Origin of the sequence: Enterobacter sp. 168J2 (assembly GCF_034107265.1) — a bacterium.
Lineage (GTDB): Bacteria > Pseudomonadota > Gammaproteobacteria > Enterobacterales > Enterobacteriaceae > Enterobacter > Enterobacter nematophilus.
Genome location: NZ_JAWNEB010000013.1, coordinates 25,465 through 48,487 on the forward strand (window position 1 = coordinate 25,465; position 23,023 = coordinate 48,487).

Below are 23,023 nucleotides of genomic sequence, written 5' to 3' on the forward strand. Positions count from 1 at the left end.
AGATGATTCCATTTAACGCACCACCCGTCGTGGGAACCGAACTCGACTATATGCAGTCTGCCATGGGCAGCGGCAAACTCTGCGGTGACGGCGGTTTTACCCGTCGCTGTCAGCAGTGGATGGAGCAGCGTTTTCGCAGCGCTAAAGTGCTGCTGACCCCGTCCTGCACGGCATCGCTGGAAATGGCGGCCCTGTTGCTGGATATCCAGCCCGGTGATGAAGTGATTATGCCGAGCTATACCTTCGTCTCTACCGCGAACGCATTTGTCCTGCGCGGGGCGAAAATCGTTTTTGTGGATATCCGCCCGGACACCATGAACATTAATGAGACGCTGATTGAAGCGGCGATCACCGACAAAACTCGCGCGATTGTGCCGGTTCACTACGCGGGCGTGGCCTGTGAAATGGACACCATCATGGCGATCGCCAAAAAGCACAGCCTGTTTGTGGTGGAAGATGCCGCGCAGGGCGTGATGTCCACCTACAAGGGGCGCGCGCTGGGCACCATCGGCCACATCGGCTGCTTCAGCTTCCACGAAACGAAAAACTACACCGCTGGCGGTGAGGGCGGTGCGACGCTGATTAACGATCGTGCCCTGGTTGAGCGTGCGGAGGTGATCCGTGAAAAAGGCACTAACCGCAGTCAGTTCTTCCGCGGTCAGGTTGATAAGTACACCTGGCGCGATATCGGCTCAAGCTATCTGATGGCGGATCTGCAGGCGGCATACCTGTGGGCACAGCTGGAAGCGGCAGAGCGAATTAATCTCCAGCGCCTGTCCCTGTGGCAAACCTATTACGATGCGCTTGAGCCGCTGGCAAAAGCCGGGCGTATTGAGCTGCCAACCATTCCGGCCGATTGCGTCCACAATGCCCACATGTTCTACATTAAGCTGCGCGATAACGACGATCGCAGCCAGCTTATCGCCTGGCTAAAAGAAGCCGAAATTATGGCGGTCTTCCACTATATTCCGCTGCACTCCAGCCCGGCGGGGGAAGCGTTTGGGATGTTCGCAGGTGAAGACCGTTACACCACGAAAGAAAGTGAGCGTTTGCTTCGCCTGCCACTGTTCTACAACCTCGCGCCAGTTAACCAGCGTACGGTGATTAATACCCTCCTGAGCTATTTCGGCTGATATGTCTCTGGCAAAAGCATCGGTGTGGACCGCCGCGTCCACGCTTGTAAAAATTGGTGCCGGACTGCTGGTCGTCAAGCTGCTGGCCGTCTCATTCGGTCCTTCAGGCGTTGGGCTGGCGGGCAACTTCCGTCAGCTTGTTACCGTCCTTGGGGTGCTGGCCGGTGCCGGAATCTTCAACGGCGTGACCAAATACGTTGCTCAGTATCATGATGATGCGGCCCAGCTTCGCCGGGTGGTGGGCACCGCGTCGGCGATGGTGACGGGCTTTTCGACCCTGCTGGCGATTGTGTTTCTGCTGGCGGCGGCCCCCATCAGCCAGGGATTGTTCGGGCACACCCATTATCAGGGGCTGGTGCGTCTGGTCGCGCTGGTGCAGATGGGCATTGCCTGGGCCAACCTGCTGCTGGCACTGATGAAAGGTTTTCGCGATGCTGCCGGCAACGCGCTTGCGCTTATCCTGGGGAGCGTCATCGGCGTAATTGCCTATTACTTCTGCTACCGCCTGGGCGCCTATGAAGGCGCACTGCTGGGGCTGGCGCTGGTCCCGGCACTGGTTGTTGTGCCTGCGGCGTTCATGCTGATGCGCCAGGGCGTTATCCCTCTGAGCTACCTGAAACCGCAATGGGACAAGGTGCTTGCCAGCCAGCTGGGTAAGTTTACCCTGATGGCGCTCATTACTTCCGTCACGCTGCCGGTGGCCTACGTGATGATGCGAAACCTGCTGGCGGCGCATTACAGCTGGGATGAGGTGGGGATCTGGCAGGGCGTAAGCAGTATTTCCGACGCTTACCTCCAGTTTATAACGGCTTCCTTTAGCGTTTATTTACTGCCAACCTTATCGCGTCTGACGTCCCGGCAGGATATTACCCGCGAAATTTCCCGCTCCCTGCGTTTCGTATTACCCGCAGTGGCGGCGGCCAGCTTGACCGTCTGGCTATTGCGAGATGTTGCCATCTGGCTGCTTTTTTCCGCAAAGTTTACCGCCATGCGCGATCTCTTTGCCTGGCAACTGGTGGGCGATGTGCTGAAAGTGGGGGCTTACGTTTTCGGCTATCTGGTGATTGCGAAAGCCTCGCTGCGGCTGTATATCCTGGCGGAGATAAGCCAGTTTGTGTTACTGACGGCATTTTCACACTGGCTGATACCCGCGCACGGTGCGCTGGGGGCGGCTCAGGCCTACATGGCAACCTATATCGTTTATTTCGCTGCCTGCTGCGGCGTATTTTTATTGTGGCGTAAACGCGCATGACTGCACTGATTCACATCCTGGGATCGGATATCCCACACCATAACCAGACCGTTTTGCGGTTCTTCAACGACGAGCTGGCATCGGGTAATCCTGATGCGCGCGAGTTTATGGTTGCAGGTCAGGATAATGGCCTGAGCGCGGCGTTTCCGGCGCTGAAAATCGCCTTCTGGCCGGATAAAGCTACCCTGGCGAAGGCGGTTATTGCCAAAGCCAAAGCGGATCGTGAGCAACGTTTCTTTTTCCACGGACAGTTCAATACCGGCCTGTGGCTTGCTCTGCTCAGCGGGGGAATTAAACCCTCCCAGTGCAGCTGGCATATCTGGGGAGCCGATCTCTACGAAGTTTCCCGCGGCTGGAAATTCCGGCTTTTCTATCCGCTGCGTCGCATGGCGCAGGGAAGGGTGGGCTGCGTTTTTGCCACCCGTGGCGATCTGAATTATTTTGCGAAGCAGTACCCTAACGTGCGCGGTGAGCTGCTCTATTTCCCAACCCGTATGGATCCGGCGCTGAACACCATGGCGAATGACGCGGTTCGCGAAGGCAAGCTGACGATCCTGGTGGGGAATTCCGGCGATCGCAGCAACGAACATGTCGCCGCGCTCCGGGCGGTACACCAGCAGTTTGGCGACACGGTGAACGTGGTGGTGCCGATGGGGTATCCGTCCAACAACGACGCCTACATTGATGAGGTTCGCCAGCAGGGGCTTGCGTTATTCAGCGAAGGAAATCTGCACATTCTCAGCGAAAAGCTGGAGTTTGATGACTATCTTGCGCTGCTGCGAAAATGCGATCTGGGCTATTTCATCTTTGCCCGCCAGCAGGGGATTGGTACGCTGTGCCTGCTGATTCAGGCGGGTGTGCCGTGCGTGCTTAACCGTGAAAACCCGTTCTGGCAGGACATGGCCGAGCAGCATATTCCGGTGCTGTTCACCTCAGACACGCTGAATGTCGAAGTGGTACGTGAAGCACAGCGCCAGCTCACGCTGGTGGATAAAAATAGCATCGACTTTTTCAGCCCGAATTACCTCACGCCGTGGCACCGCGCGCTGCGTATCGCTTCAGGAGACAACGCATGAGTCAGTTGCAGTTTAGCGGCTTGCTGGTTGTCTGGCTTCTGAGCACGCTGTTTATCGCTACGCTCACCTGGTTTGAGTTCCGCCGCGTGCGCTTCAACTTTAACGTGTTCTTCTCGTTGCTGTTTCTGCTGACCTTCTTTTTCGGCTTCCCGCTGACCAGCATTCTGGTCTTCCGTTTTGACGTGAGCGTCGCGCCGCCGGAAATTCTTCTCCAGGCCCTGCTGGCGGCGACCTGCTTCTATGCGGTTTACTACGTCACCTATAAAACGCGTCTGCGGCCCGTGCAGGCTGCTGCCCCGCGTCGGGCGCTCTTTACCATGAACCGGGTGGAGACCCATCTGACGTGGGTGATGCTCATGACCATCGCCCTGGTTAGCGTCGGCATCTTCTTCATGCATAACGGCTTCCTGCTGTTTAAGCTCCACTCCTACAGCCAGATTTTTTCGGCGGAAGTCTCAGGCGTGGCGCTTAAGCGATTCTTCTATTTCTTCATCCCGGCGATGCTGGTGATCTTCTTCCTTCGCCAGGACAGCAAGGCGTGGCTGTTCTTCCTGGTCAGTACCGTTGCGTTCGGTATCCTGACCTACATGATTGTGGGCGGTACGCGCGCCAACATCATTATCGCTTTCGCTATCTTCCTGTTTATCGGCATTATCCGCGGCTGGATCTCGCTGTGGATGCTGGTTGCGGCAGGGGTGTTTGGCATAGTGGGGATGTTCTGGCTGGCGCTGAAGCGCTACGGGATGAACGTGGCGGGCGATGAGGCGTTTTACACGTTCCTCTACCTGACGCGCGATACCTTCTCGCCGTGGGAAAATCTGGCATTGCTGCTGCAAAACTACGACAAGATTGATTTCCAGGGGCTGGCGCCGATTGTCCGCGATTTCTACGTCTTTATCCCGAGCTGGCTCTGGCCGGACCGCCCTGGCGTGGTGCTCAATACCGCGAACTATTTTACCTGGGAAGTGCTGAACAACCATTCGGGCCTGGCGATCTCGCCAACCTTGATTGGTTCTCTGGTGGTGATGGGAGGAGGCTGGTTTATCCTGCCGGGCGCGTTTGTCGTAGGGTTGATTATTAAGTGGTTTGACTGGCTTTACGTGCGCGGTAACGAAGAGTCCAACCGCTATAAAGCGGCCATTTTGCACAGTTTCTGCTTTGGTGCCATTTTCAATATGATCGTTCTGGCGCGCGAGGGGCTGGATTCATTCGTTTCGCGCGTAGTGTTCTTCATGGTCGTTTTTGGCATCTGCCTGTTACTGGCCAAACTGCTGTACTGGCTGTTCGACAGCGCAGGGCTTGTGCACAAGCGCGAGCCACAGGGCAGCACAACGCTGTCGCAAGTCTGAGTAGGGAAAGTAATGACTGATAAAATTTCTGCACCGCGCTATGCGCTTCGTGGCTTGCAGCTGATTGGCTGGCGCGACATGCAGCACGCGCTGGATTTTCTGTTCGCCGACGGGCAGATGAAATCCGGTACGCTGGTCGCTATCAATGCGGAAAAGATGCTGGCGGTGGAAGATAACGCTGAAGTCAAAAGCCTGATTGAAGCGGCTGAATTTAAATACGCGGACGGTATCAGCGTGGTCCGCTCTATCCGTAAAAAGTATCCTGACGCTAATGTTTCCCGCGTGGCGGGTGCCGATCTCTGGGAGCAGCTTATGGCCCGCGCTGGCGCGGAGGGCACGCCGGTGTTCCTGATTGGCGGTAAGCCTGAGGTGCTGGCCGAGACCGAAGAGAAACTGCGTCGTCAATGGAATGTTAATATCGTTGGCAGCCAGAATGGTTACTTCAAGCCTGAAGACCAGCAGGCTTTGTTTGCACGCGTGCGCGACAGCGGGGCGAAAATCGTCACCGTGGCGATGGGGTCCCCGCGCCAGGAGATCCTGATGCGCGACTGCCGCCTGGTCAGCCCGGATGCGCTTTATATGGGCGTCGGCGGCACCTACGACGTCTTTACCGGCCACGTGAAGCGCGCGCCGAAGATTTGGCAAAATATGGGGCTGGAGTGGCTGTACCGCCTGCTCTCCCAACCCACCCGCATTAAACGACAGATTCGCCTGCTTCGCTACCTCGCCTGGCACTATACCGGTAAGATGTAATCAAAATGTAGCGCGATATGCTGTTCGCGCTGCAACTCACCTGCAAAACTGCTGATAATTTGCGCAATGCATTCATTTTTTTAATGCATCGTTTGCCATTTGGCCGATTTTAAGAAACCATTCGCACCGTATTTTAGTACCCCTAAAAAACAATAACCGGTATTAAGCCGGGAAACAGCAAACACAATCGAGGATCTATGGCAGAGAAACAACCGGAGCTACAGCGTGGGCTGGAAGCTCGTCATATCGAACTGATAGCGCTGGGCGGCACTATTGGCGTTGGCCTGTTTATGGGCTCCGCAAGCACCCTCAAATGGGCAGGCCCTTCCGTATTACTGGCGTATATCATCGCCGGACTGTTTGTTTTCTTCATCATGCGCTCAATGGGCGAAATGCTCTTTCTGGAGCCGGTGACCGGTTCCTTCGCCGTTTACGCGCACCGTTATATGAGCCCGTTCTTCGGCTACCTGACGGCCTGGTCATACTGGTTTATGTGGATGGCGGTAGGCATCTCTGAAATCACCGCGATAGGGGTTTACGTCCAGTTCTGGTTCCCGGACATGGTCCAGTGGATACCGGCACTCATTGCCGTGGGGCTGGTGGCCCTGGCAAACCTTGCAGCCGTGCGCCTTTACGGTGAAATCGAGTTCTGGTTTGCGATGATCAAAGTGACCACCATCATCGTGATGATTGTTATTGGCCTGGGCGTGATTTTTTATGGCTTTGGCAACGGCGGACGCGCCATCGGCTTTGGTAACCTGACTGAACACGGCGGCTTCTTCGCCGGCGGCTGGAAGGGCTTCCTGACGGCGCTGTGTATCGTTGTGGCCTCGTATCAGGGCGTGGAGCTGATCGGGATTACCGCCGGTGAAGCTAAAAATCCGCAGGTCACGCTGCGTAGCGCGGTGGGGAAAGTGCTGTGGCGTATCCTGATTTTTTACGTGGGCGCGATCTTCGTCATCGTCACCATCTTCCCGTGGAACGAAATCGGGACGACGGGTAGCCCGTTCGTATTAACCTTCGCGAAGATTGGAATTACAGCAGCAGCGGGTATCATCAACTTTGTGGTCCTGACGGCAGCGCTGTCAGGCTGTAACAGCGGGATGTACAGCTGTGGCCGTATGCTCTACGCGCTCTCGAAAAATAACCAGCTGCCTGCGGCGATGAGTAAAGTCTCACGTGCTGGCGTGCCGGTAGCGGGCGTGGCGGTCTCCATTGTCATTCTGCTGATTGGCTCCTGCCTGAACTACATCATCCCTAATCCGCAGCGCGTGTTTGTTTACGTCTACAGCGCCAGCGTGCTGCCGGGCATGGTGCCGTGGTTTGTTATCCTCATCAGCCAACTGCGTTTCCGCCATGCGCATAAAAAAGCGATCGCCAGCCATCCGTTCCGCTCGATTCTTTTCCCGTATGCGAACTATTTGACGATGGCGTTCCTGATTTGCGTATTAATTGGAATGTACTTTAATGAAGATACCCGCATGTCGCTGTTTGTCGGGCTAATCTTCCTGGCGGCAGTGACGGCCGCGTATAAGCTTTTTGGCCTGGGTCGCCGTGCCACCACGCAGAAAGTGGAGGAATAAGCGGCAAAATGTGCAAACCATAACCAAACGCGCATTTTTTTCAAAAAAGCACTAGACAGCGGGGGCGGAGGTACGTAATATCCAGCCCCGCAACGGCGCTAAGCGCCCGTAGCTCAGCTGGATAGAGCGCTGCCCTCCGGAGGCAGAGGTCTCAGGTTCGAATCCTGTCGGGCGCGCCATTTTAGTTCCCGGCGCTAGAGCTGCGGTGGTCTGAGAAGTAGTCAGTACCGCGTGAAAGAATACAGTGGTGGCTATAGCTCAGTTGGTAGAGCCCTGGATTGTGATTCCAGTTGTCGTGGGTTCGAATCCCATTAGCCACCCCATTATTGAAAGAGTTGTGAATTGCGAAGGTGGCGGAATTGGTAGACGCGCTAGCTTCAGGTGTTAGTGTCCTTAGGATGTGGGGGTTCGAGTCCCCCCCCTCGCACCACGACTTTTTAAATGAATTGAACTAAAAATTCAAAAAAGCAGTACATCGGCGAGTAGCGCAGCTTGGTAGCGCAACTGGTTTGGGACCAGTGGGTCGGAGGTTCGAATCCTCTCTCGCCGACCAATTTTGAACCCCGCTTCGGCGGGGTTTTTTGTTTCCTGCAACTTTTCTCCCCTGTAGTTATCCCCCGACAGCGCCTTGTATCACTGTCGCGATTAAGCGACATTCAACTCATTGAAAAAAGAAGAAATAATTATTTATGGGATTTGCTGTCTCTTCCTGGCGACATATTTCTGCTTTTGCCGATACGCTGTGAAGCATCAGATGCTACTTAACAGCATAATTTCCTTTTATCTTAAAATGTTGCGCCATGTAAAAGTTCTGCGTGTAAATCTGGCACGTTACGTGCAATAATATACGTGTAGATGCTCATTCCATCTCTTATGTTCGCCTTAGTGCCTCATAAACTCAGGAATGACGCAGAGCCATTTACGGTGCTTATCGTCCACTGACAGATGTCGCTTCGGCCTCATCAGACACCATGGACATAACGTTGAGTGAAGCACCAAATATGTTGTCTTACCGACCTGTTTTAACGCCTGCTTTTATAGCAGGCGTTTTTTTATGCCTTATTCCCGATAAAAGCGCATGATGAGGGCAACCATCAGCAGAGCCGCTGACGAAACCATATAAAGCGCCTGTACTGAGCCAAACCCTGATGCGGCTATCGCTGCTAATCCGGTAAAAAGAGAGGCACTGAGCGTTTGCCAGCGCCAGGCTTTACCGCTGGCTACAGCGGTTTGCGTGGCCTGAAAACTACTGAGCACGCCAAACGTACCCGCCGCAAAGAGCACGTTTGAGGCCAGGTGCGCGACAAAGATCATTCCCAGCGCGTACCCTGTCCAGCCGGCCATAAACGGCAGCATTCCATAAGCGGCCACAAAGATACCGAGGCAAAGCAACAGTCGCGGCGTATGAGCCGCAAAACGCGCCAGGCTGTCTCTTTTCAGCAGTAAGGGGCCGCAAAGCTGCCCCATACTCCTTGCGAAAAGCAGAGGCAGCGCAAGGCCCGCCGCATCCTGAGGACGGAGCTGCTGGGCCAGCGCCGGAAGAAGCGCCATCGCGGGTGATCCGACGGCGGCCAGCGCTGGCAAAATGAGCAAGCTGCGTTTCTGCCGAACGGTCAATGTCTGCCAGCGCAATATAGCTGAAGCCCTCTTTTCCATATGGCCAGTGCGCGACGCCGAAGAAAACAGGCGTCCCGCCAGCCATAACATGACCAGCGACCCGAGAAAGCTGATGGCATCAATGGTCAGCAAGGCGAGCACGGGTATCTTCTGAAAAAGCACCACGCCCAGACCGGTACCTAACAACACCTGAGACGCAAAAATCACATTTTCCAGGCAGGTGGCGGCAGGCAGTTCCGTTTCGCTGAGGCCGCGCTTGAAGAGCAACGTCAGGGCGGGCCAGCTCATCCCGCTGAGCAGCGCTTCGGTGGATTGCACGGCGAGTAACGCTGCAACGCTATGATAACCCACGCCAAGCAGGGGAAAGAGCAGGGCAAGCAAGCCCAGTCCTTCGGTCAATATCAGCAGGGATACCGGAGAATAGCGCGAACACAGCCTTTCACCGAGCATACTGCCGATAAACCCCGGCACCGTGGCGAACAGAAAAGCGAGGGTCAGCAGCGCTGGCGGGGCCGACCACGCTAACAGCAGGCCGAAGACGACGACCTGGGTTAACCCATTTCCCAGAGAAGAGAAGATAAAAGCACAGGCAAGCAGGCGCAGCCAGCGGTGGCAGCGCAGCGCTTCAATAAGCGCATACAAAAGCGAGTTCATGACGATTTCCTTTCAGAAACGATTTAGTCCATGCGCAAATCGCGCATGTGCGAAAAAAGGTTAATGAAAAGATATCGTTACATTGGCGGGTTCGTTTGCAGCTGTCGGTGTAAAGAATGTAGCAGGAGAACCGTGATAAAAAAAGGAGGCCGTCTGGCCTCCTGTTGAATTACGGCTGGGTACCGTTATTTTGCAACGTCAATAACAGCCCATCACGCCGCATGGCGGCCGCCTCTTCCGGCTTATGCTGTTTGTCCAGCGTATCGGCAAGCCACGCGTAGTCAAACGCGTCCGGACGCTGTTTTAGCGCCGCACGGAAGGCCAGGCTCGCCTCCTGCCATTCGCCGTGCTTCATCAGCGACTGGCCCAGCGTGCTCCACAGCAGCGGACGGTCACCGACGGTTTTGATCTGCTGGCGCAGCACTTTTTCGACCTGCTCAGGGTTATTGGTTTTCAGGCGCGGGATCACCATGACCAGACGATCGTCGTACTGGCGCTTCAGGCCGTCGAGGAGGATCTCCTGCGCGGTGTCATGATCGTCACATTCAATAAGATGTTCCGCCATGGCCACCTGCAGGGGGACCTGCTGGCGCGTTTTCCGGCTTTGATTCTTCCACCAGGTTTTCAGGCCGTCGCTGCCCAGGTCGGCGCGCGCCTGATCCATCAGGCCAATCCATGCCAGACGCTGAAGCTCATCACGATGCTCATCATCGCCCACCTCGGCCTTCGCCATCGACGGAATGATGTCCAGCAGCGAGCCCCACGCGCCGGTACGAATATAGGCTTGCTCCGCAAGGCGCAGGACTTCCGGATGACGTGGCGCAATTTCCAGCAGACGGTCAATGCCGTGGCGCGCCGCGTGGTTTTCATTGCGCGCCAGCTGCAGGCGGACGCGGGTAATTTCCACTGGGATCGGGTCGCCAGACGCCAGTTCTGACGCGCGTTCCAGATGCTGGTTAGCGCGCGCTTCATCACCGCGCTGCTGCGCCGCCTCGGCTGCCAGAAGATAGTTCACCACCGGCTGTTCCGCGTGGTCGGCGTTTTTCGACATCAGCTTCTCAACCTGCTGATAATCGCCTTCGGCCAGCTTCAGCAGCGCCTGTTCCGTTTGCTTACGGGCGCGGCGGCGCTTACGGCCAACGAACCAGCCGCGGGTATGGGCACCGGTGCGGAAAATACGGCGCAGGATCCATTCAACGGCAAGCAGGACCACGACGCCGAGGATCAGAACGATCGCCAGACCCGTTACGCTGGTTTCAATGTTGTAGTTATCGGTCTGGATCAGGACGTATCCCTGATGGCCCGCAAGCATCGGCCCCAGGACGATCCCGGCGATCAGCAGGATGAAGAGTAAAAGGACTTTTAGCATCATTACTCTCCCTGTGGCGCGCTTTCAGGCGCTGGTGCCGCCGCTGTGCCGGTCTGCTCGGCCGGTACGCCCGGCTGCGCCAGCAGGTTACGCACGCGCGTTTGCATCAGCTTCTCCAGAATCGGCTGGCTGGCCAGCTTATCCGGCACGTTCATGGTGATGTTCTGCTGGCTCAGCTTGTCGATATCTTCGAGGAACGCGGTGGTCGTTGCATCATCGGTGTTGTAGTAAGCGCGTACCCACGTCGAAACGTTATCCAGCGCCTGTTTGTAGGTCTCTTCCTGATGGCGCGGCACGGCCTGCGCCGCGACCAGCAGGCGGGAACGGATGTTTTCGCGCAGATAGATATCCTGATTCGGCGCCAGCAGCGGTACGGCGGTTTCATCGCGACGGCGGATGGTAATGAAGCTGTCCATAAAGTTCTGCCAGCTTTTCTGCAGGTTTATGCGCCATTCGCTCAGGGAGCTGGACAGCTCGGTACCGTCGGAGTCCATCGGGGAGTCGTCGTCGTTGTTATCCGCCAGCTGCAGGTTATCAATTTGATTCGAAAGCTGGTTTACCTTGAGGATAATGCCGTCGTAATCCACCTGTGAAACGGCGGAGAGGCTGGCAATATCTTCGGTAATCGCGCGGCGCGCGGTAATGAGGCTCGGGTCGTTCATGTCGGCCAGGCTCGCATCGGCGCTTTTCAGCAGCGCGGCGGCGGTTGTCACGTCCTGATCGCTCCACAGCTTACGCCCGGCGAGTTTGACGAGGAAATCGGCCTGCGAGAGCAGCCAGGTTTTGGCATCGGTTCCGGAGATCGTGGCGACTTTCTGCTGTACTTCGCCCAGCTGTTTGGTCAGCTCTTCCTGTTTGCTGTTCGCCTCGGCAAGCGCGGCGGCCTGCTGCTTGATCACCGCTTCCAGCTCGGTTTTTTGCGTTTCCTGGGCCTTTTGCAGGGAGGTAAGCTGATTGACCAGCGTATCGCTGGTGGCCGTCTGGTTAGCACTCTGTTGCTTCACCAGACCATACAGGCCGACGCCTGCGGCCAGCGCAATGGCGATGGCAATCGCGCTCAGCGCGAGGCTGGTTTTATTGCTGCCGTTTTTCTTCTCAGCGGTTTTCTCGGTCGTCTCTGGCTGTGGCGTTGTCTCCACAGTCTCCCTGGTCTCTTCAACCACGGCGGAGGATTTTTCGTGTTCCGTCATTATGGCTTCCCATTTGAGAGTTATTGTAATGCGCGCAGCAGCGCATCGTTGTCGGCGTTATCAGCGATCCGAATATCCTGCCAGCCCAGTTCCCGGGCGAGGTTCGCCAGACGCTCACTGACGACCAGAAGCCGACAGCGGAGTAACCAGTTTTCGCGATACCAAAGCGGTATCAGCGACCAAAGCTGTTGTAACATTTCACCGCTGGTGACCACCAGCGTATTAATACCGCGCGCGTGCCAGCGCATCGCCTCTTGTGCGCCATCGTAGTGTTTCGCACAGCGCTGGTAGCACTCAACAAACGTGACGTCAGCCCCGCGTTCGCGCAGCGTTTCGCCCAGCAGTTCGCGGCCGCCGTTGCCGCGCAAAATGAGCGCGCGCTTTCCGGCAATAGTTTGTAATTCAGGTAATTGTAGCAAGACTTCACTGATTTCCCGATCTAACGGATAACGAACATCCGCACCGCTTACGGTATGCAGCGCCAGTGCCGTTGTGCGGCCAATCGCGAAATAGCGCGGGGCGCCAGGCCAGGCCAGGCCCTGCTGTTGCAGCTGCGCGTGGGCAAATTCCACGGCATGCTGCGATAGCGCAAACAGCAGGTCGCCTTCCTGCAGGGTATTCATCTGGTCGGCGAGCGCAGAGAGCTCCCGGCCGGGGGAGAACTCAATCAGCGGAAAACTCCAGGCCACCTGCCCCAGTGCGCGCAGACGGCTCACTAATTGCTCTCCTGCGGGAGAAGGGCGGGTGACAAGAATACTCATGCAGGGGGTTCTCCGTTATAGACCTCGGCCAGAATTTCACGCGCGCCGTTATTCAGCAGCTCTTCCGCCAGCGACACGCCAAGCTGCTCGGCATCCTGCGGCTTGCCGCGACGTTCGCCGCGCACCATCTGTGAACCGTCCGGGGCGCCCACCAGCGCGCGCAGCCACAGTTCACCTTCGGTTAATTCAGCATAGCTGCCAATCGGCACCTGACACCCTCCTTCGAGGCGAGTATTCATCGCCCGCTCGGCTTTTACGCGGGTCGCGGTCTCGTCATGGTTCAGCGGGGCGAGCAGTTCGCGGGTGCGCGCATCGTCCAGACGGCACTCGATGCCAACGGCACCCTGGCCCACGGCCGGCAGCGACAGCTCCGGCGGCAGCGCCACGCGAATGCGTTCCTCCAGCCCCAGACGCTTCAGGCCAGCAACGGCAAGAATAATGGCATCGTAATCGCCGTTATCCAGCTTGCCCAGACGCGTGCCGACGTTACCGCGCAGCGAGCGGATGATAAGGTCAGGACGACGTTCCGCCAGCTGACACTGGCGGCGTAAACTGGACGTGCCAACTATGCTACCCTCCGGCAGCGCGTCGAGCGAGTCATAGTGGTTCGAGACAAACGCGTCACGCGGATCTTCGCGCTCGCAGATGGTCACCAGCCCCAGCCCTTCAGGGAACTCGACGGGCACGTCTTTCATCGAATGTACGGCGATATCGGCGCGGTTCTCAAGCAATGCCAGTTCCAGCTCTTTGACAAACAGGCCCTTGCCGCCCACTTTCGCCAGTGGCGTATCCAGAATCACGTCACCGCGCGTGACCATCGGCACCAGCTCGACGCGCAATCCACTGTGGCAGGCTTCAAGGCGCTGCTTAACATAATGTGCCTGCCAGAGCGCGAGAGGGCTTTGGCGTGTGGCAATTCTCAAAACATTGTCTAACATGCTTGTTACCGTCATTATCAATCGCTAACCATCCTAACATTGTTGACTCTGGGATGGCAGTTTTACGGTTGATGAAGCGTGAGAGGGACAAGGCGGCGTATTCGTCAGCCGTAGCCGTATTCAGGAATTTACACGTACAGAACGGTGCTACACTTGTATGTAGCGCATCTTTCTTTACGGTCAACCGGCAAGGTGTTAAATTGATCACGTTTTAGACCATTTTTTCGTCGGTACCACCATAATGATAAGGGCGAAAAAAGGGTAACGGTTATCTTTTTGAAATACTGCGGGCTCGCTGTTATTCGTGTTTTGAATAGCTTACGACACCCGGAAACATCAGGCGATACGTCTTGTACCTCTATATTGAGACTCTGAAACAGAGACTGGATGCCATAAATCAACTGCGTGTGGATCGCGCGCTTGCTGCCATGGGCCCTGCTTTCCAGCAGGTATACAGTCTGCTGCCGACATTATTGCACTATCACCATCCGCTAATGCCTGGCTACCTTGATGGTAACGTTCCCCAGGGCATTTGCCTCTTCACGCCTGATGAAACCCAACAGCATTATCTGAACGAGCTGGAACTCTACCGCGGCATGCCGCCTCAGGTTTCTCCGAAAGGTGAGCTGCCGATTACCGGCGTTTACTCTATGGGGAGCACCTCATCGGTAGGGCAAAGCTGTTCTTCGGACCTGGATATCTGGGTCTGCCATCAATCCTGGCTCGATAACGAAGAGCGACAGCTGCTGCAGCGTAAATGTAGCCTGCTGGAGAGCTGGGCGGCCTCGCTCGGCGTGGAAGTGAGCTTCTTCCTGATTGATGAAAACCGTTTCCGCCATAATGAAAGCGGCAGTCTGGGTGGTGAAGACTGCGGCTCGACTCAGCACATCCTGTTGCTGGATGAATTTTACCGTACTGCCGTTCGTCTGGCCGGGAAGCGTATTCTGTGGAATATGGTCCCGTGCGAAGAAGAAGAGCATTACGACGACTACGTCATGTCGCTTTACGCGCAGGGCGTACTGACGCCAAACGAATGGCTGGACCTGGGCGGCCTCAGCTCCCTGTCCGCCGAAGAGTACTTTGGCGCAAGCCTCTGGCAGCTCTATAAGAGCATTGATTCACCGTATAAAGCGGTGCTGAAAACGCTGCTGCTCGAAGCTTACTCGTGGGAATACCCTACGCCGCGCCTGCTGGCGAAAGATATCAAGCAGCGCCTGCACGATGGCGAGATTGTCTCCTACGGGCTCGACGCCTACTGCATGATGCTGGAGCGCGTTACCGAATACCTGAAAGCCATTGATGACGTCACGCGTCTTGACCTGGTGCGTCGGTGTTTCTATCTCAAAGTCTGTGAAAAGCTGAGCCGCGAGCGCGCCTGCGTGGGCTGGCGTCGTGAAGTGGTCAGTCAGCTAGTGAAAGAGTGGGGATGGGACGAAGCGCGTCTGTCTATGCTCGATAACCGCGCCAACTGGAAGATCGATCAGGTGCGTGAAGCGCACAACGAACTGCTCGACGCGATGATGCAAAGCTACCGTAACCTGATCCGCTTTGCGCGCCGGAACAACCTCAGCGTGTCCGCCAGCCCGCAGGATATCGGGGTGTTAACCCGTAAGCTGTACGCCGCGTTTGAAGCGCTGCCGGGCAAAGTGACCCTGGTTAACCCGCAGATTTCGCCTGACCTGTCTGAACCAAACCTGACCTTTATCTACGTGCCGCCGGGCCGCGCAAACCGCACAGGGTGGTATCTGTACAACCGTGCGCCAAGCATGGATTCGATTATCAGCCATCAGCCGCTGGAGTATAACCGCTACCTGAACAAGCTGGTGGCGTGGGCCTGGTTTAACGGCCTGCTGACCTCGCGCACGCGGCTGTTTATCAAGGGCAACGAGGTCGTCGATTTAGCCAAGCTGCAGGAGATGGTGGCGGATGTCTCGCACCACTTCCCGCTGCGTCTGCCTGCGCCGACGCCGAAAGCGCTCTACAGCCCGTGCGAGATCCGCCACCTGGCGATTATCGTCAACCTGGAGTACGACCCGACGGCGGCCTTCCGCAATCAGGTGGTCCATTTTGACTTCCGCAAGCTGGACGTCTTCAGCTTTGGCGAGCAGCAAAACTGCCTGGTGGGCAGCGTAGACCTGCTGTACCGCAACTCGTGGAACGAAGTGCGTACCCTGCACTTCAACGGCGAGCAGGCGATGATCGAAGCGCTGAAAACCATTCTCGGCAAGATGCACCAGGACGCCGCGCCGCCGGACAGCGTCGAAGTGTTCTGCTACAGCCAGCACCTGCGCGGTTTAATTCGTACCCGCGTACAGCAGCTGGTCTCCGAGTGCATCGAACTGCGTCTCTCCAGCACCCGTCAGGAAACCGGGCGCTTTAAAGCGCTGCGTGTCTCCGGGCAGACCTGGGGCCTGTTCTTCGAGCGTTTGAACGTGTCGGTACAGAAGCTGGAAAACGCCATTGAGTTCTACGGCGCGATTTCGCACAACAAGCTGCATGGCCTGTCAGTTCAGGTGGAAACCAACCACGTCAAGCTGCCGCAGGTGGTGGACGGCTTTGCCAGTGAAGGGATTATTCAGTTCTTCTTTGAAGAGTCGGGCGACGATGCCGGGTTCAACATCTACATTCTGGATGAGACCAACCGCGCCGAGGTGTATCACCACTGTGAAGGCAGCAAAGAGGAGCTGGTGCGCGACGTCAGCCGCTTCTACTCTTCCTCGCATGACCGCTTCACCTACGGCTCCAGCTTTATCAACTTCAACCTGCCGCAGTTCTACCAGATTGTGAACGTGGATGGGCGAGCGCAGGTGATCCCGTTCCGTACGCAGGCGATTACCCCTGCGGTGCCTGCGAATCAGGATACCGCACCGCTGTTGCAGCAGTATTTCTCCTGAGCCTTTGTAGGCCCGGTAAGGCGTAGCCGCCACCGGGCACAGAAACTACCTGAAACTCACATCCTCACCCGCCTGCGCGGTCGCCGCCTGTTCCAGCAGATCCCAGAACGTTTCGCCGCTGCGGTCGCAAACCCACTCGTCACCCTTCAAATCAAAGTGATAGCCGCCCTGTTTGGCCGCCAGCCACACCTGGTGAAGCGGCTCCTGGCGGTTAATAATAATTTTGCTGCCGTTTTCGAAGCTCAGGGTCAGAATGCCGCCGTTGATTTCACAATCGATATCGCTATCGCTGTCCCAGTCGTCGATACGTTCTTCGATGGTCATCCACAGGGTGTCGGCAAGGCGATGGAATTCACTGTCGTTCATGGTTTTGTTCCTGTTTTTCGTGATGGCGGCAGTATAACGCTAAATAATTCCCGTTGCAGGAAAGCGGCAAACTCTTGCTTTTGTGTCTTCTCCTGCGATGATAGAAACAGATTTGAACTTACGGGCAACTTTATAATGAAAAACGCTTTCCGAACGCTTGCCGTTCTCATCACGCTGTTTAGCCTGACCGGCTGCGGACTGAAGGGACCACTCTACTTCCCGCCTGCGGATAAAACCGCGCCGCCGCCGACAAAACCGGTTAACAGCGGCATTGAGTCTTCCACGCCAAAGACTAACGATCGTGGCGACAACGGCGGTCCGACTCAGGTTAACCTCTGACGACAACGTTCTGTACCCGCGCAATGGAGCAAATGATGCAGTTCTCTAAAATGCATGGCCTTGGCAACGATTTTATGGTCGTCGACGCGGTAACGCAGAATGTGTTTTTCTCCCCGGAACTGATCCGTCGCCTGGCGGATCGGCACGTGGGCGTGGGGTTCGATCAGCTGCTGGTGGTTGAGCCGCCTTACGATCCTGACCTCGATTTCCACTACCGTATTTTTAACGCGGACGGCAGTGAGGTGAATCAGTGCGGCAACGGCGCGCGCTGTTTTGCCCGCTTTGTCCGCCTGAAGGGGCTGACCAACAAGCGCGATATCCGCGTCAGTACCGCTAATGGTCGTATGGTGCTCAGCGTCACTGACGACGAGCTGGTGCGCGTAAATATGGGCGAGCCGAACTTCGAGCCTTCCGCCGTGCCGTTTCGCGCAAACAAAGCGGAAAAGACCTATATTATGCGTGCGGCCGAGCAGACAGTATTGTGCGGCGTCGTCTCGATGGGTAACCCGCACTGCGTGATTCAGGTGGATGACGTGGAAACCGCGGCGGTTGAAACGCTCGGTCCGGTTCTGGAGAGCCACGAGCGGTTCCCGGAGCGCGCGAACATCGGCTTTATGCAGGTGGTGAAGCGTGAACACATCCGCCTGCGGGTTTACGAGCGCGGCGCGGGCGAAACTCAGGCCTGCGGAAGCGGCGCCTGTGCAGCTGTCGCCGTCGGTATCTCTCAGGGGTTACTGGCAGAAGAGGTTCGCGTGGAATTACCGGGCGGTCGGCTTGATATCGCCTGGAAAGGACCGGGTCATCCACTGTATATGACGGGCCCGGCGACACATGTTTATGACGGGTTTATCCATCTATGAAACAACCAGGGGAAGAACTGCAGGAAACAGTGACGGAACTGGACGACAGCGCTGTTGTTGATTATCTGCTGAACAATCCTGAGTTTTTTATTCGCAATGCACGCGTCGTCGAACAGATGCGCGTGCCGCATCCGGTTCGCGGGACCGTGTCGCTGGTCGAATGGCACATGGCGCGCTCGCGTAACCAAATCAACCAGCTTGAAGAGAACATGACGCTGCTGATGGAGCAGGCCAGCACCAACGAAAGCCTGTTCTATCGCCTTCTGCACCTGCAGGCGCGTCTGGCCTCGGCGCACAGCCTCGAAGAGTTTCTCAGCCGCTTCCACCGCTGGGCGCGCGAGCTGGGGCTGGCGGGCGCAACGATTCGTCTGTTCCCTGACCGCTGGCGCATTGGCGCACCGTCGGGGTTTACCCATCTGGCGCTCAGCCGTCAGGCGTTTGAGCCGCTGCGCATTCAGCGCCTGGGCCATGAGCACCACTATCTGGGGCCGCTGAACGGACCTGAGCTGCTGGTGGTGTTACCGGAAGCCAAAGCGATTGGCTCGGTGGCGATGTCGCTGATGGGGCGCGATGGCGACCTGGGAGTCATATTATTTACCAGCCGCGACGTGCACCACTATGAGCAGGGGCAAGCCACGCACCTCCTGCAGGAGATCGCCCTGATGCTGCCCGAGCTGCTGGAGCGCTGGATTGAACGCGTATGACGGACGGACTGCTCAGCACTGACGTCTCGCGCTTTCTGCGCTATCTGGGCGTTGAGCGTCAGCTCAGCCCCATCACGCTGCTCAACTATCAGCGTCAGCTTGATGCCATCATCCAGATTGCCGAAGAAATCGGCCTGAAAAGCTGGCAACAATGTGACGCCGCCACGGTACGCGGGTTCGTCGTGCGTAGCCGTAAAAAAAATTTCAGCCCGGCGAGCCTTGCGCTTCGGCTCTCTGCGCTGCGCAGCTTCTTCGACTGGCTGGTCAGCCAGGGCGGCCTGAAAGCCAACCCGGCGAAAGGGATCGCCACGCCGAAAGCCCCGCGCCATCTGCCGAAAAATATCGATGTTGACGACGTAAACCGCCTGCTGGATATCGACCTTAACGATCCGCTGGCCGTGCGCGACCGCGCGATGCTGGAGGTGATGTACGGCGCGGGCCTGCGTCTCTCCGAACTGGTGAACCTCGACTTAAAGCATCTCGATCTGGAATCCGGCGAAGTGTGGGTGATGGGCAAGGGCAGCAAAGAGCGCCGCCTGCCGATTGGCCGCAATGCCGTCTCCTGGATTGAGCACTGGCTGGATCTGCGCGGCCTGTTTGGCGCGGAAGAGGATGCGCTGTTTTTATCTAAGCTCGGCAAGCGGATCTCCGCGCGTAACGTGCAGAAGCGCTTTGCGGAGTGGGGCATCAAGCAGGGACTGAACAGCCACGTGCATCCGCACAAGCTGCGCCACTCCTTTGCGACACACATGCTGGAATCGAGCGGCGATCTGCGCGGCGTACAGGAACTGCTCGGCCACGCGAATCTGTCGACCACTCAAATCTACACCCACTTAGACTTCCAACACCTTGCCTCGGTGTATGACGCGGCGCATCCACGCGCCAAACGGGGGAAATAATGCGTTTTTACCGCCCACTCGGTCAGATCTCAGCCCTGACGTTTGACCTTGATGACACCCTTTATGACAACCGCGAGGTGATCCTGCGTACCGAGCAGGAGTCGCTGGCGTTTGTGCAGAACTACCATCCGGCGCTGAAAGCGATGCAGAACAAGGATTTCCAGAAGCTGCGCCAGTCCCTGCGGGAGACCGAACCGGACATTTACCACGACGTGACCGAATGGCGTCGCCGGGCGGTTGAGCAGGCGATGCTTAACGCTGGCCTGAGCGCGCAGGATGCGGCCATCGGTGCCGAAGCGTCCATGGAAAACTTCGCCAAATGGCGCAGCCGGATCGACGTTCCGCAGGAGACCCACGACACGCTGGCGAAGCTTGCCGAAAAGTGGCCGCTGGTGGCCATCACCAACGGTAACGCCCAGCCGGAGCTGTTTGGCCTGGGCGATTACTTCGAGTTCGTGCTGCGCGCGGGTCCGCACGGGCGCTCGAAGCCGTTCAGCGACATGTATCACCTGGCAGCGGAAAAGCTGAATTTGCCGCTCGGTAACATTCTTCACGTGGGCGACGACCTGACCACCGACGTGGCGGGTGCCATCCGCTGCGGCATGCAGGCCTGCTGGATCAAGCCAGAAAATGCGGAGCTGATGACCGCTACAGACAGCCGTCTTCTGCCGCACGTGGAAATTTCGCGGTTGGCATCCCTCACGACGCTGATATAATCATCAATTGTTCTGTATAAATTAACAGGGTTTTGGCGAGTGGAAACATTTGCCTGCCCGACATGACGTGACGGTGCCAATGGACGTTTCATACCTGCTCGACAGCCTCAATGACAAACAGCGTGACGCGGTTGCCGCCTCGCGCACCAACCTGCTGGTTCTGGCTGGGGCGGGCAGTGGTAAGACGCGCGTGCTGGTTCACCGTATCGCCTGGCTGCAGAGCGTGGAAAACTGCTCGCCGTACTCCATCATGGCGGTCACGTTTACCAACAAGGCGGCGGCGGAGATGCGCCACCGTATCGCCCAGCTGATGGGCACCAGCCAGGGCGGCATGTGGGTTGGCACCTTCCACGGCCTGGCGCACCGCCTGCTGCGCGCGCACCATATGGACGCCAACCTGCCGCAGGATTTCCAGATCCTCGACAGCGAAGACCAGCTCCGCCTGCTGAAGCGCCTGATCAAGGCGATGAACCTTGACGAGAAGCAGTGGCCGCCGCGTCAGGCGATGTGGTACATCAACGGTCAGAAAGACGAAGGCCTTCGCCCGCACCACATTCAGAGCTTCGGCAACCCGGTCGAGCAGACCTGGCAGAACGTCTACAAGGCCTATCAGGAAGCGTGCGATCGCGCAGGCCTGGTGGATTTCGCCGAGCTGCTGCTGCGCGCCCACGAGCTGTGGCTCAACAAGCCGCACATCCTGCAGCACTACCGCGAACGCTTCACCAACATCCTGGTGGACGAATTCCAGGATACCAACAACATTCAGTACGCGTGGATCCGCCTGCTGGCCGGTGATACCGGCAAGGTGATGATCGTGGGCGATGACGACCAGTCGATCTACGGCTGGCGCGGAGCGCAGGTGGAGAACATCCAGCGCTTCCTCAACGATTTTCCCGGCGCGGAAACCATCCGTCTGGAGCAGAACTACCGCTCAACCAGCAACATCCTGAGCGCGGCCAACGCCCTGATCGAGAACAACAACGGGCGTCTGGGCAAAAAGCTGTGGACCGACGGCGTCGACGGCGAACCGATCTCGATTTACTGCGCCTTCAACGAGCTCGACGAAGCCCGCTTCGTGGTGAACCGCATCAAAACCTGGCAGGACAACGGCGGCGCGCTGGAGCAGTGCGCCATTCTCTACCGCAGCAACGCCCAGTCGCGCGTGCTGGAAGAGGCGCTGCTGCAGGTGAGCATGCCGTACCGCATTTACGGCGGCATGCGATTCTTCGAACGTCAGGAAATCAAAGATGCGCTCTCTTACCTGCGCCTGATCGCCAACCGCAACGACGACGCGGCGTTTGAGCGCGTGGTGAACACGCCGACCCGCGGCATTGGCGACCGTACGCTGGACGTGGTGCGTCAGGCCTCGCGCGATCGCCAGCTGACGCTGTGGCAGGCGTGCCGCGAGCTGCTGCAGGAAAAAGCCCTCGCCGGACGCGCCGCCAGCGCGCTCCAGCGCTTCCTGGAATTAATTGACGCCCTGGCGCAGGAAACCGCCGACATGCCGCTGCACGTGCAGACTGACCGGGTGATTAAAGACTCCGGCCTGCGCACCATGTACGAGCAGGAGAAAGGCGAGAAGGGCCAGACCCGTATTGAGAACTTAGAGGAACTGGTCACGGCAACGCGCCAGTTCAGCTACAACGAAGAAGACGAAGACCTGATGCCGCTGCAGGCGTTCCTCTCCCACGCCGCGCTGGAGGCGGGTGAAGGGCAGGCGGACACCTGGCAGGACGCTGTTCAGCTGATGACCCTGCACTCCGCCAAAGGTCTGGAGTTCCCGCAGGTGTTTATCGTTGGCATGGAAGAGGGCATGTTCCCAAGCCAGATGTCGCTGGATGAAGGCGGACGCCTGGAAGAAGAGCGTCGTCTGGCCTACGTGGGCGTGACGCGAGCGATGCAGAAGCTGACGCTAACCTACGCGGAAACCCGCCGTTTGTACGGCAAAGAGGTCTATCACCGTCCGTCGCGCTTCATCGGCGAACTGCCGGAAGAGTGCGTGGAAGAGGTACGTCTGCGCGCCAGCATCAGCCGTCCGGTTAGCCATCCACGAATGGGCTCGCCGATCTCTGAAACCGACACCGGCTACAAGCTGGGCCAGCGCGTGCGCCATTCGAAGTTTGGCGAAGGCACCATTGTGAATCTGGAAGGCAGCGGCGAGCACAGCCGCCTGCAGGTCGCGTTCCAGGGGCAGGGGATTAAATGGCTGGTGGCCGCCTATGCCAAGCTGGAAACAGTGTAACTTTCAGAAAAATATCATTATTTTGTAATAATCTGCTAGCCTTATACGTTGAAGGTCAATTAATGCCCTTCAGCGTTCCGTTGCGTGTTGACGTCGCAGTTACTGCTGGCGTAACATGCGCGCACGATTACGCTAAGAGGACATTCGCCTTGGACACACCCAGTAGATACTGGCTCAATTCCCTGTCATTCAGGAACAACTCCTAAGGCTATCTCCTCTTGCTGATGGCCTTAGTGGTTGTCAGCGACTGCATTATTCCCGTCGCGCTGAGTCAGGCTGTTTAATGGTCTGAAACCCAATTTGTTTCTGTGTGCCCACCGAACTGTCC

General features: G+C 57.3%; 20 protein-coding genes and 4 tRNA genes. 18 read left to right on the forward strand and 6 right to left on the reverse strand.

Annotated elements, in window-relative coordinates; translation table 11 throughout:
• The first annotated feature begins 2 nt into the window (after window positions 1-2).
• From rffA to USG84_RS21550, 10 genes are all read left to right on the forward strand, one after another.
• Complete coding sequence (rffA, locus tag USG84_RS21505) at window positions 3-1,133, forward strand: dTDP-4-amino-4,6-dideoxygalactose transaminase (protein WP_151413024.1); 1,131 nt, start codon at window positions 3-5, stop codon at window positions 1,131-1,133.
• Window position 1,134: 1 nt separating this feature from the next.
• Window positions 1,135-2,385, forward strand: a complete 1,251-nt coding sequence (gene wzxE / locus USG84_RS21510; RefSeq protein WP_151413025.1) for a lipid III flippase WzxE — start codon at window positions 1,135-1,137, stop codon at window positions 2,383-2,385.
• Window positions 2,382-3,461: a TDP-N-acetylfucosamine:lipid II N-acetylfucosaminyltransferase gene (locus USG84_RS21515; protein WP_151413026.1), complete on the forward strand. Its 1,080-nt coding sequence runs from the start codon at window positions 2,382-2,384 to the stop codon at window positions 3,459-3,461. Before wzxE ends, USG84_RS21515 begins: the two co-directional genes overlap by 4 nt.
• A complete protein-coding gene (gene wzyE / locus USG84_RS21520; protein WP_151413027.1) occupies window positions 3,458-4,810 on the forward strand; it encodes an ECA oligosaccharide polymerase in 1,353 nt (450 codons plus the stop codon). The genes USG84_RS21515 and wzyE overlap by 4 nt, the downstream gene beginning before the upstream one ends.
• Before the next feature lie 12 nt (window positions 4,811-4,822).
• Window positions 4,823-5,563: a lipopolysaccharide N-acetylmannosaminouronosyltransferase gene (wecG, locus tag USG84_RS21525; protein WP_151413028.1), complete on the forward strand. Its 741-nt coding sequence runs from the start codon at window positions 4,823-4,825 to the stop codon at window positions 5,561-5,563.
• Between the two features lie 197 nt (window positions 5,564-5,760).
• Entirely contained in the window at window positions 5,761-7,146 is a 1,386-nt protein-coding gene (gene thrP, locus USG84_RS21530; protein ID WP_151413029.1) for a bifunctional threonine/serine APC transporter ThrP, read from the forward strand.
• A gap of 102 nt (window positions 7,147-7,248) precedes the next feature.
• Window positions 7,249-7,325, forward strand: a tRNA-Arg gene (locus USG84_RS21535).
• A gap of 68 nt (window positions 7,326-7,393) precedes the next feature.
• Window positions 7,394-7,469: transfer RNA gene (locus USG84_RS21540), tRNA-His, on the forward strand.
• A 21-nt stretch (window positions 7,470-7,490) separates the two neighbouring features.
• Window positions 7,491-7,576, forward strand: a tRNA-Leu gene (locus USG84_RS21545).
• A gap of 46 nt (window positions 7,577-7,622) precedes the next feature.
• A tRNA-Pro gene (locus tag USG84_RS21550) sits at window positions 7,623-7,699 on the forward strand.
• Between the two features lie 506 nt (window positions 7,700-8,205).
• Here USG84_RS21550 and USG84_RS21555 read toward each other — a convergent pair.
• From USG84_RS21555 to hemC, 5 genes are all read right to left on the reverse strand, one after another.
• Window positions 8,206-9,417, reverse strand: coding sequence for an MFS transporter (locus USG84_RS21555; protein WP_151413030.1), 1,212 nt, complete (start codon window positions 9,415-9,417; stop codon window positions 8,206-8,208).
• A gap of 169 nt (window positions 9,418-9,586) precedes the next feature.
• Window positions 9,587-10,786, reverse strand: coding sequence for a protoheme IX biogenesis protein HemY (hemY, locus tag USG84_RS21560; protein WP_061099609.1), 1,200 nt, complete (start codon window positions 10,784-10,786; stop codon window positions 9,587-9,589).
• Between the two features lie 2 nt (window positions 10,787-10,788).
• Window positions 10,789-11,976 carry a uroporphyrinogen-III C-methyltransferase gene (gene hemX / locus USG84_RS21565; RefSeq protein ID WP_061096757.1) on the reverse strand — a complete coding sequence of 396 codons (1,188 nt, stop codon included), beginning with the start codon at window positions 11,974-11,976 and terminating at the stop codon, window positions 10,789-10,791.
• A gap of 20 nt (window positions 11,977-11,996) precedes the next feature.
• Complete coding sequence (gene hemD, locus USG84_RS21570) at window positions 11,997-12,737, reverse strand: uroporphyrinogen-III synthase (protein ID WP_151413031.1); 741 nt, start codon at window positions 12,735-12,737, stop codon at window positions 11,997-11,999.
• The gene (hemC, locus tag USG84_RS21575) at window positions 12,734-13,675 is read right to left on the reverse strand and encodes a hydroxymethylbilane synthase (protein WP_253543424.1); all 942 of its coding nucleotides are present in this window, start codon (window positions 13,673-13,675) and stop codon (window positions 12,734-12,736) included. Before hemC ends, hemD begins: the two co-directional genes overlap by 4 nt.
• Window positions 13,676-14,025: 350 nt before the next feature.
• Here hemC and cyaA point away from each other — a divergent pair, with 350 nt between their 5' ends.
• Window positions 14,026-16,569: a class I adenylate cyclase gene (cyaA, locus tag USG84_RS21580; protein ID WP_253543423.1), complete on the forward strand. Its 2,544-nt coding sequence runs from the start codon at window positions 14,026-14,028 to the stop codon at window positions 16,567-16,569.
• Between the two features lie 45 nt (window positions 16,570-16,614).
• Here the strand turns inward: cyaA and cyaY are convergent, their stop codons facing one another.
• Window positions 16,615-16,935, reverse strand: coding sequence for an iron donor protein CyaY (gene cyaY, locus USG84_RS21585; RefSeq protein ID WP_151413032.1), 321 nt, complete (start codon window positions 16,933-16,935; stop codon window positions 16,615-16,617).
• Window positions 16,936-17,070: 135 nt separating this feature from the next.
• Between cyaY and lptM the strand changes: the two genes are divergently transcribed.
• The 7 genes from lptM (at window position 17,071) to ysgD (ending at window position 22,901) form a co-directional block, all read left to right on the forward strand.
• Window positions 17,071-17,274, forward strand: coding sequence for an LPS translocon maturation chaperone LptM (lptM, locus tag USG84_RS21590; protein WP_041911830.1), 204 nt, complete (start codon window positions 17,071-17,073; stop codon window positions 17,272-17,274).
• 35 nt (window positions 17,275-17,309) lie between these two features.
• Window positions 17,310-18,134, forward strand: a complete 825-nt coding sequence (gene dapF, locus USG84_RS21595) for a diaminopimelate epimerase (protein ID WP_061096761.1) — start codon at window positions 17,310-17,312, stop codon at window positions 18,132-18,134.
• Window positions 18,131-18,838 carry a DUF484 domain-containing protein gene (locus tag USG84_RS21600; RefSeq protein WP_320738453.1) on the forward strand — a complete coding sequence of 236 codons (708 nt, stop codon included), beginning with the start codon at window positions 18,131-18,133 and terminating at the stop codon, window positions 18,836-18,838. Before dapF ends, USG84_RS21600 begins: the two co-directional genes overlap by 4 nt.
• The gene (gene xerC / locus USG84_RS21605) at window positions 18,835-19,737 is read left to right on the forward strand and encodes a tyrosine recombinase XerC (RefSeq protein ID WP_151413033.1); all 903 of its coding nucleotides are present in this window, start codon (window positions 18,835-18,837) and stop codon (window positions 19,735-19,737) included. Before USG84_RS21600 ends, xerC begins: the two co-directional genes overlap by 4 nt.
• Window positions 19,737-20,453: a 5-amino-6-(5-phospho-D-ribitylamino)uracil phosphatase YigB gene (gene yigB, locus USG84_RS21610; RefSeq protein WP_061096764.1), complete on the forward strand. Its 717-nt coding sequence runs from the start codon at window positions 19,737-19,739 to the stop codon at window positions 20,451-20,453. Before xerC ends, yigB begins: the two co-directional genes overlap by 1 nt.
• A 79-nt stretch (window positions 20,454-20,532) precedes the next feature.
• Window positions 20,533-22,695, forward strand: a complete 2,163-nt coding sequence (gene uvrD / locus USG84_RS21615; RefSeq protein ID WP_045631335.1) for a DNA helicase II — start codon at window positions 20,533-20,535, stop codon at window positions 22,693-22,695.
• Between the two features lie 62 nt (window positions 22,696-22,757).
• Entirely contained in the window at window positions 22,758-22,901 is a 144-nt protein-coding gene (ysgD, locus tag USG84_RS24110; RefSeq protein ID WP_414146796.1) for a YsgD/CorL family protein, read from the forward strand.
• Window positions 22,902-23,023: the final 122 nt, after the last annotated feature.

Coding starts and splice junctions, on each gene's coding strand:
- rffA (WP_151413024.1), top strand. CDS start 3: ATGATTCCATTTAACGCACCACCCGTCGTGGGAACCGAACTCGACTAT.
- wzxE (WP_151413025.1), top strand. CDS start 1,135: ATGTCTCTGGCAAAAGCATCGGTGTGGACCGCCGCGTCCACGCTTGTA.
- USG84_RS21515 (WP_151413026.1), top strand. CDS start 2,382: ATGACTGCACTGATTCACATCCTGGGATCGGATATCCCACACCATAAC.
- wzyE (WP_151413027.1), top strand. CDS start 3,458: ATGAGTCAGTTGCAGTTTAGCGGCTTGCTGGTTGTCTGGCTTCTGAGC.
- wecG (WP_151413028.1), top strand. CDS start 4,823: ATGACTGATAAAATTTCTGCACCGCGCTATGCGCTTCGTGGCTTGCAG.
- thrP (WP_151413029.1), top strand. CDS start 5,761: ATGGCAGAGAAACAACCGGAGCTACAGCGTGGGCTGGAAGCTCGTCAT.
- USG84_RS21555 (WP_151413030.1), bottom strand. CDS start 9,417: ATGAACTCGCTTTTGTATGCGCTTATTGAAGCGCTGCGCTGCCACCGC.
- hemY (WP_061099609.1), bottom strand. CDS start 10,786: ATGCTAAAAGTCCTTTTACTCTTCATCCTGCTGATCGCCGGGATCGTC.
- hemX (WP_061096757.1), bottom strand. CDS start 11,976: ATGACGGAACACGAAAAATCCTCCGCCGTGGTTGAAGAGACCAGGGAG.
- hemD (WP_151413031.1), bottom strand. CDS start 12,737: ATGAGTATTCTTGTCACCCGCCCTTCTCCCGCAGGAGAGCAATTAGTG.
- hemC (WP_253543424.1), bottom strand. CDS start 13,675: ATGTTAGACAATGTTTTGAGAATTGCCACACGCCAAAGCCCTCTCGCG.
- cyaY (WP_151413032.1), bottom strand. CDS start 16,935: ATGAACGACAGTGAATTCCATCGCCTTGCCGACACCCTGTGGATGACC.
- lptM (WP_041911830.1), top strand. CDS start 17,071: ATGAAAAACGCTTTCCGAACGCTTGCCGTTCTCATCACGCTGTTTAGC.
- dapF (WP_061096761.1), top strand. CDS start 17,310: ATGCAGTTCTCTAAAATGCATGGCCTTGGCAACGATTTTATGGTCGTC.
- USG84_RS21600 (WP_320738453.1), top strand. CDS start 18,131: ATGAAACAACCAGGGGAAGAACTGCAGGAAACAGTGACGGAACTGGAC.
- xerC (WP_151413033.1), top strand. CDS start 18,835: ATGACGGACGGACTGCTCAGCACTGACGTCTCGCGCTTTCTGCGCTAT.
- yigB (WP_061096764.1), top strand. CDS start 19,737: ATGCGTTTTTACCGCCCACTCGGTCAGATCTCAGCCCTGACGTTTGAC.
- uvrD (WP_045631335.1), top strand. CDS start 20,533: ATGGACGTTTCATACCTGCTCGACAGCCTCAATGACAAACAGCGTGAC.
- ysgD (WP_414146796.1), top strand. CDS start 22,758: ATGCCCTTCAGCGTTCCGTTGCGTGTTGACGTCGCAGTTACTGCTGGC.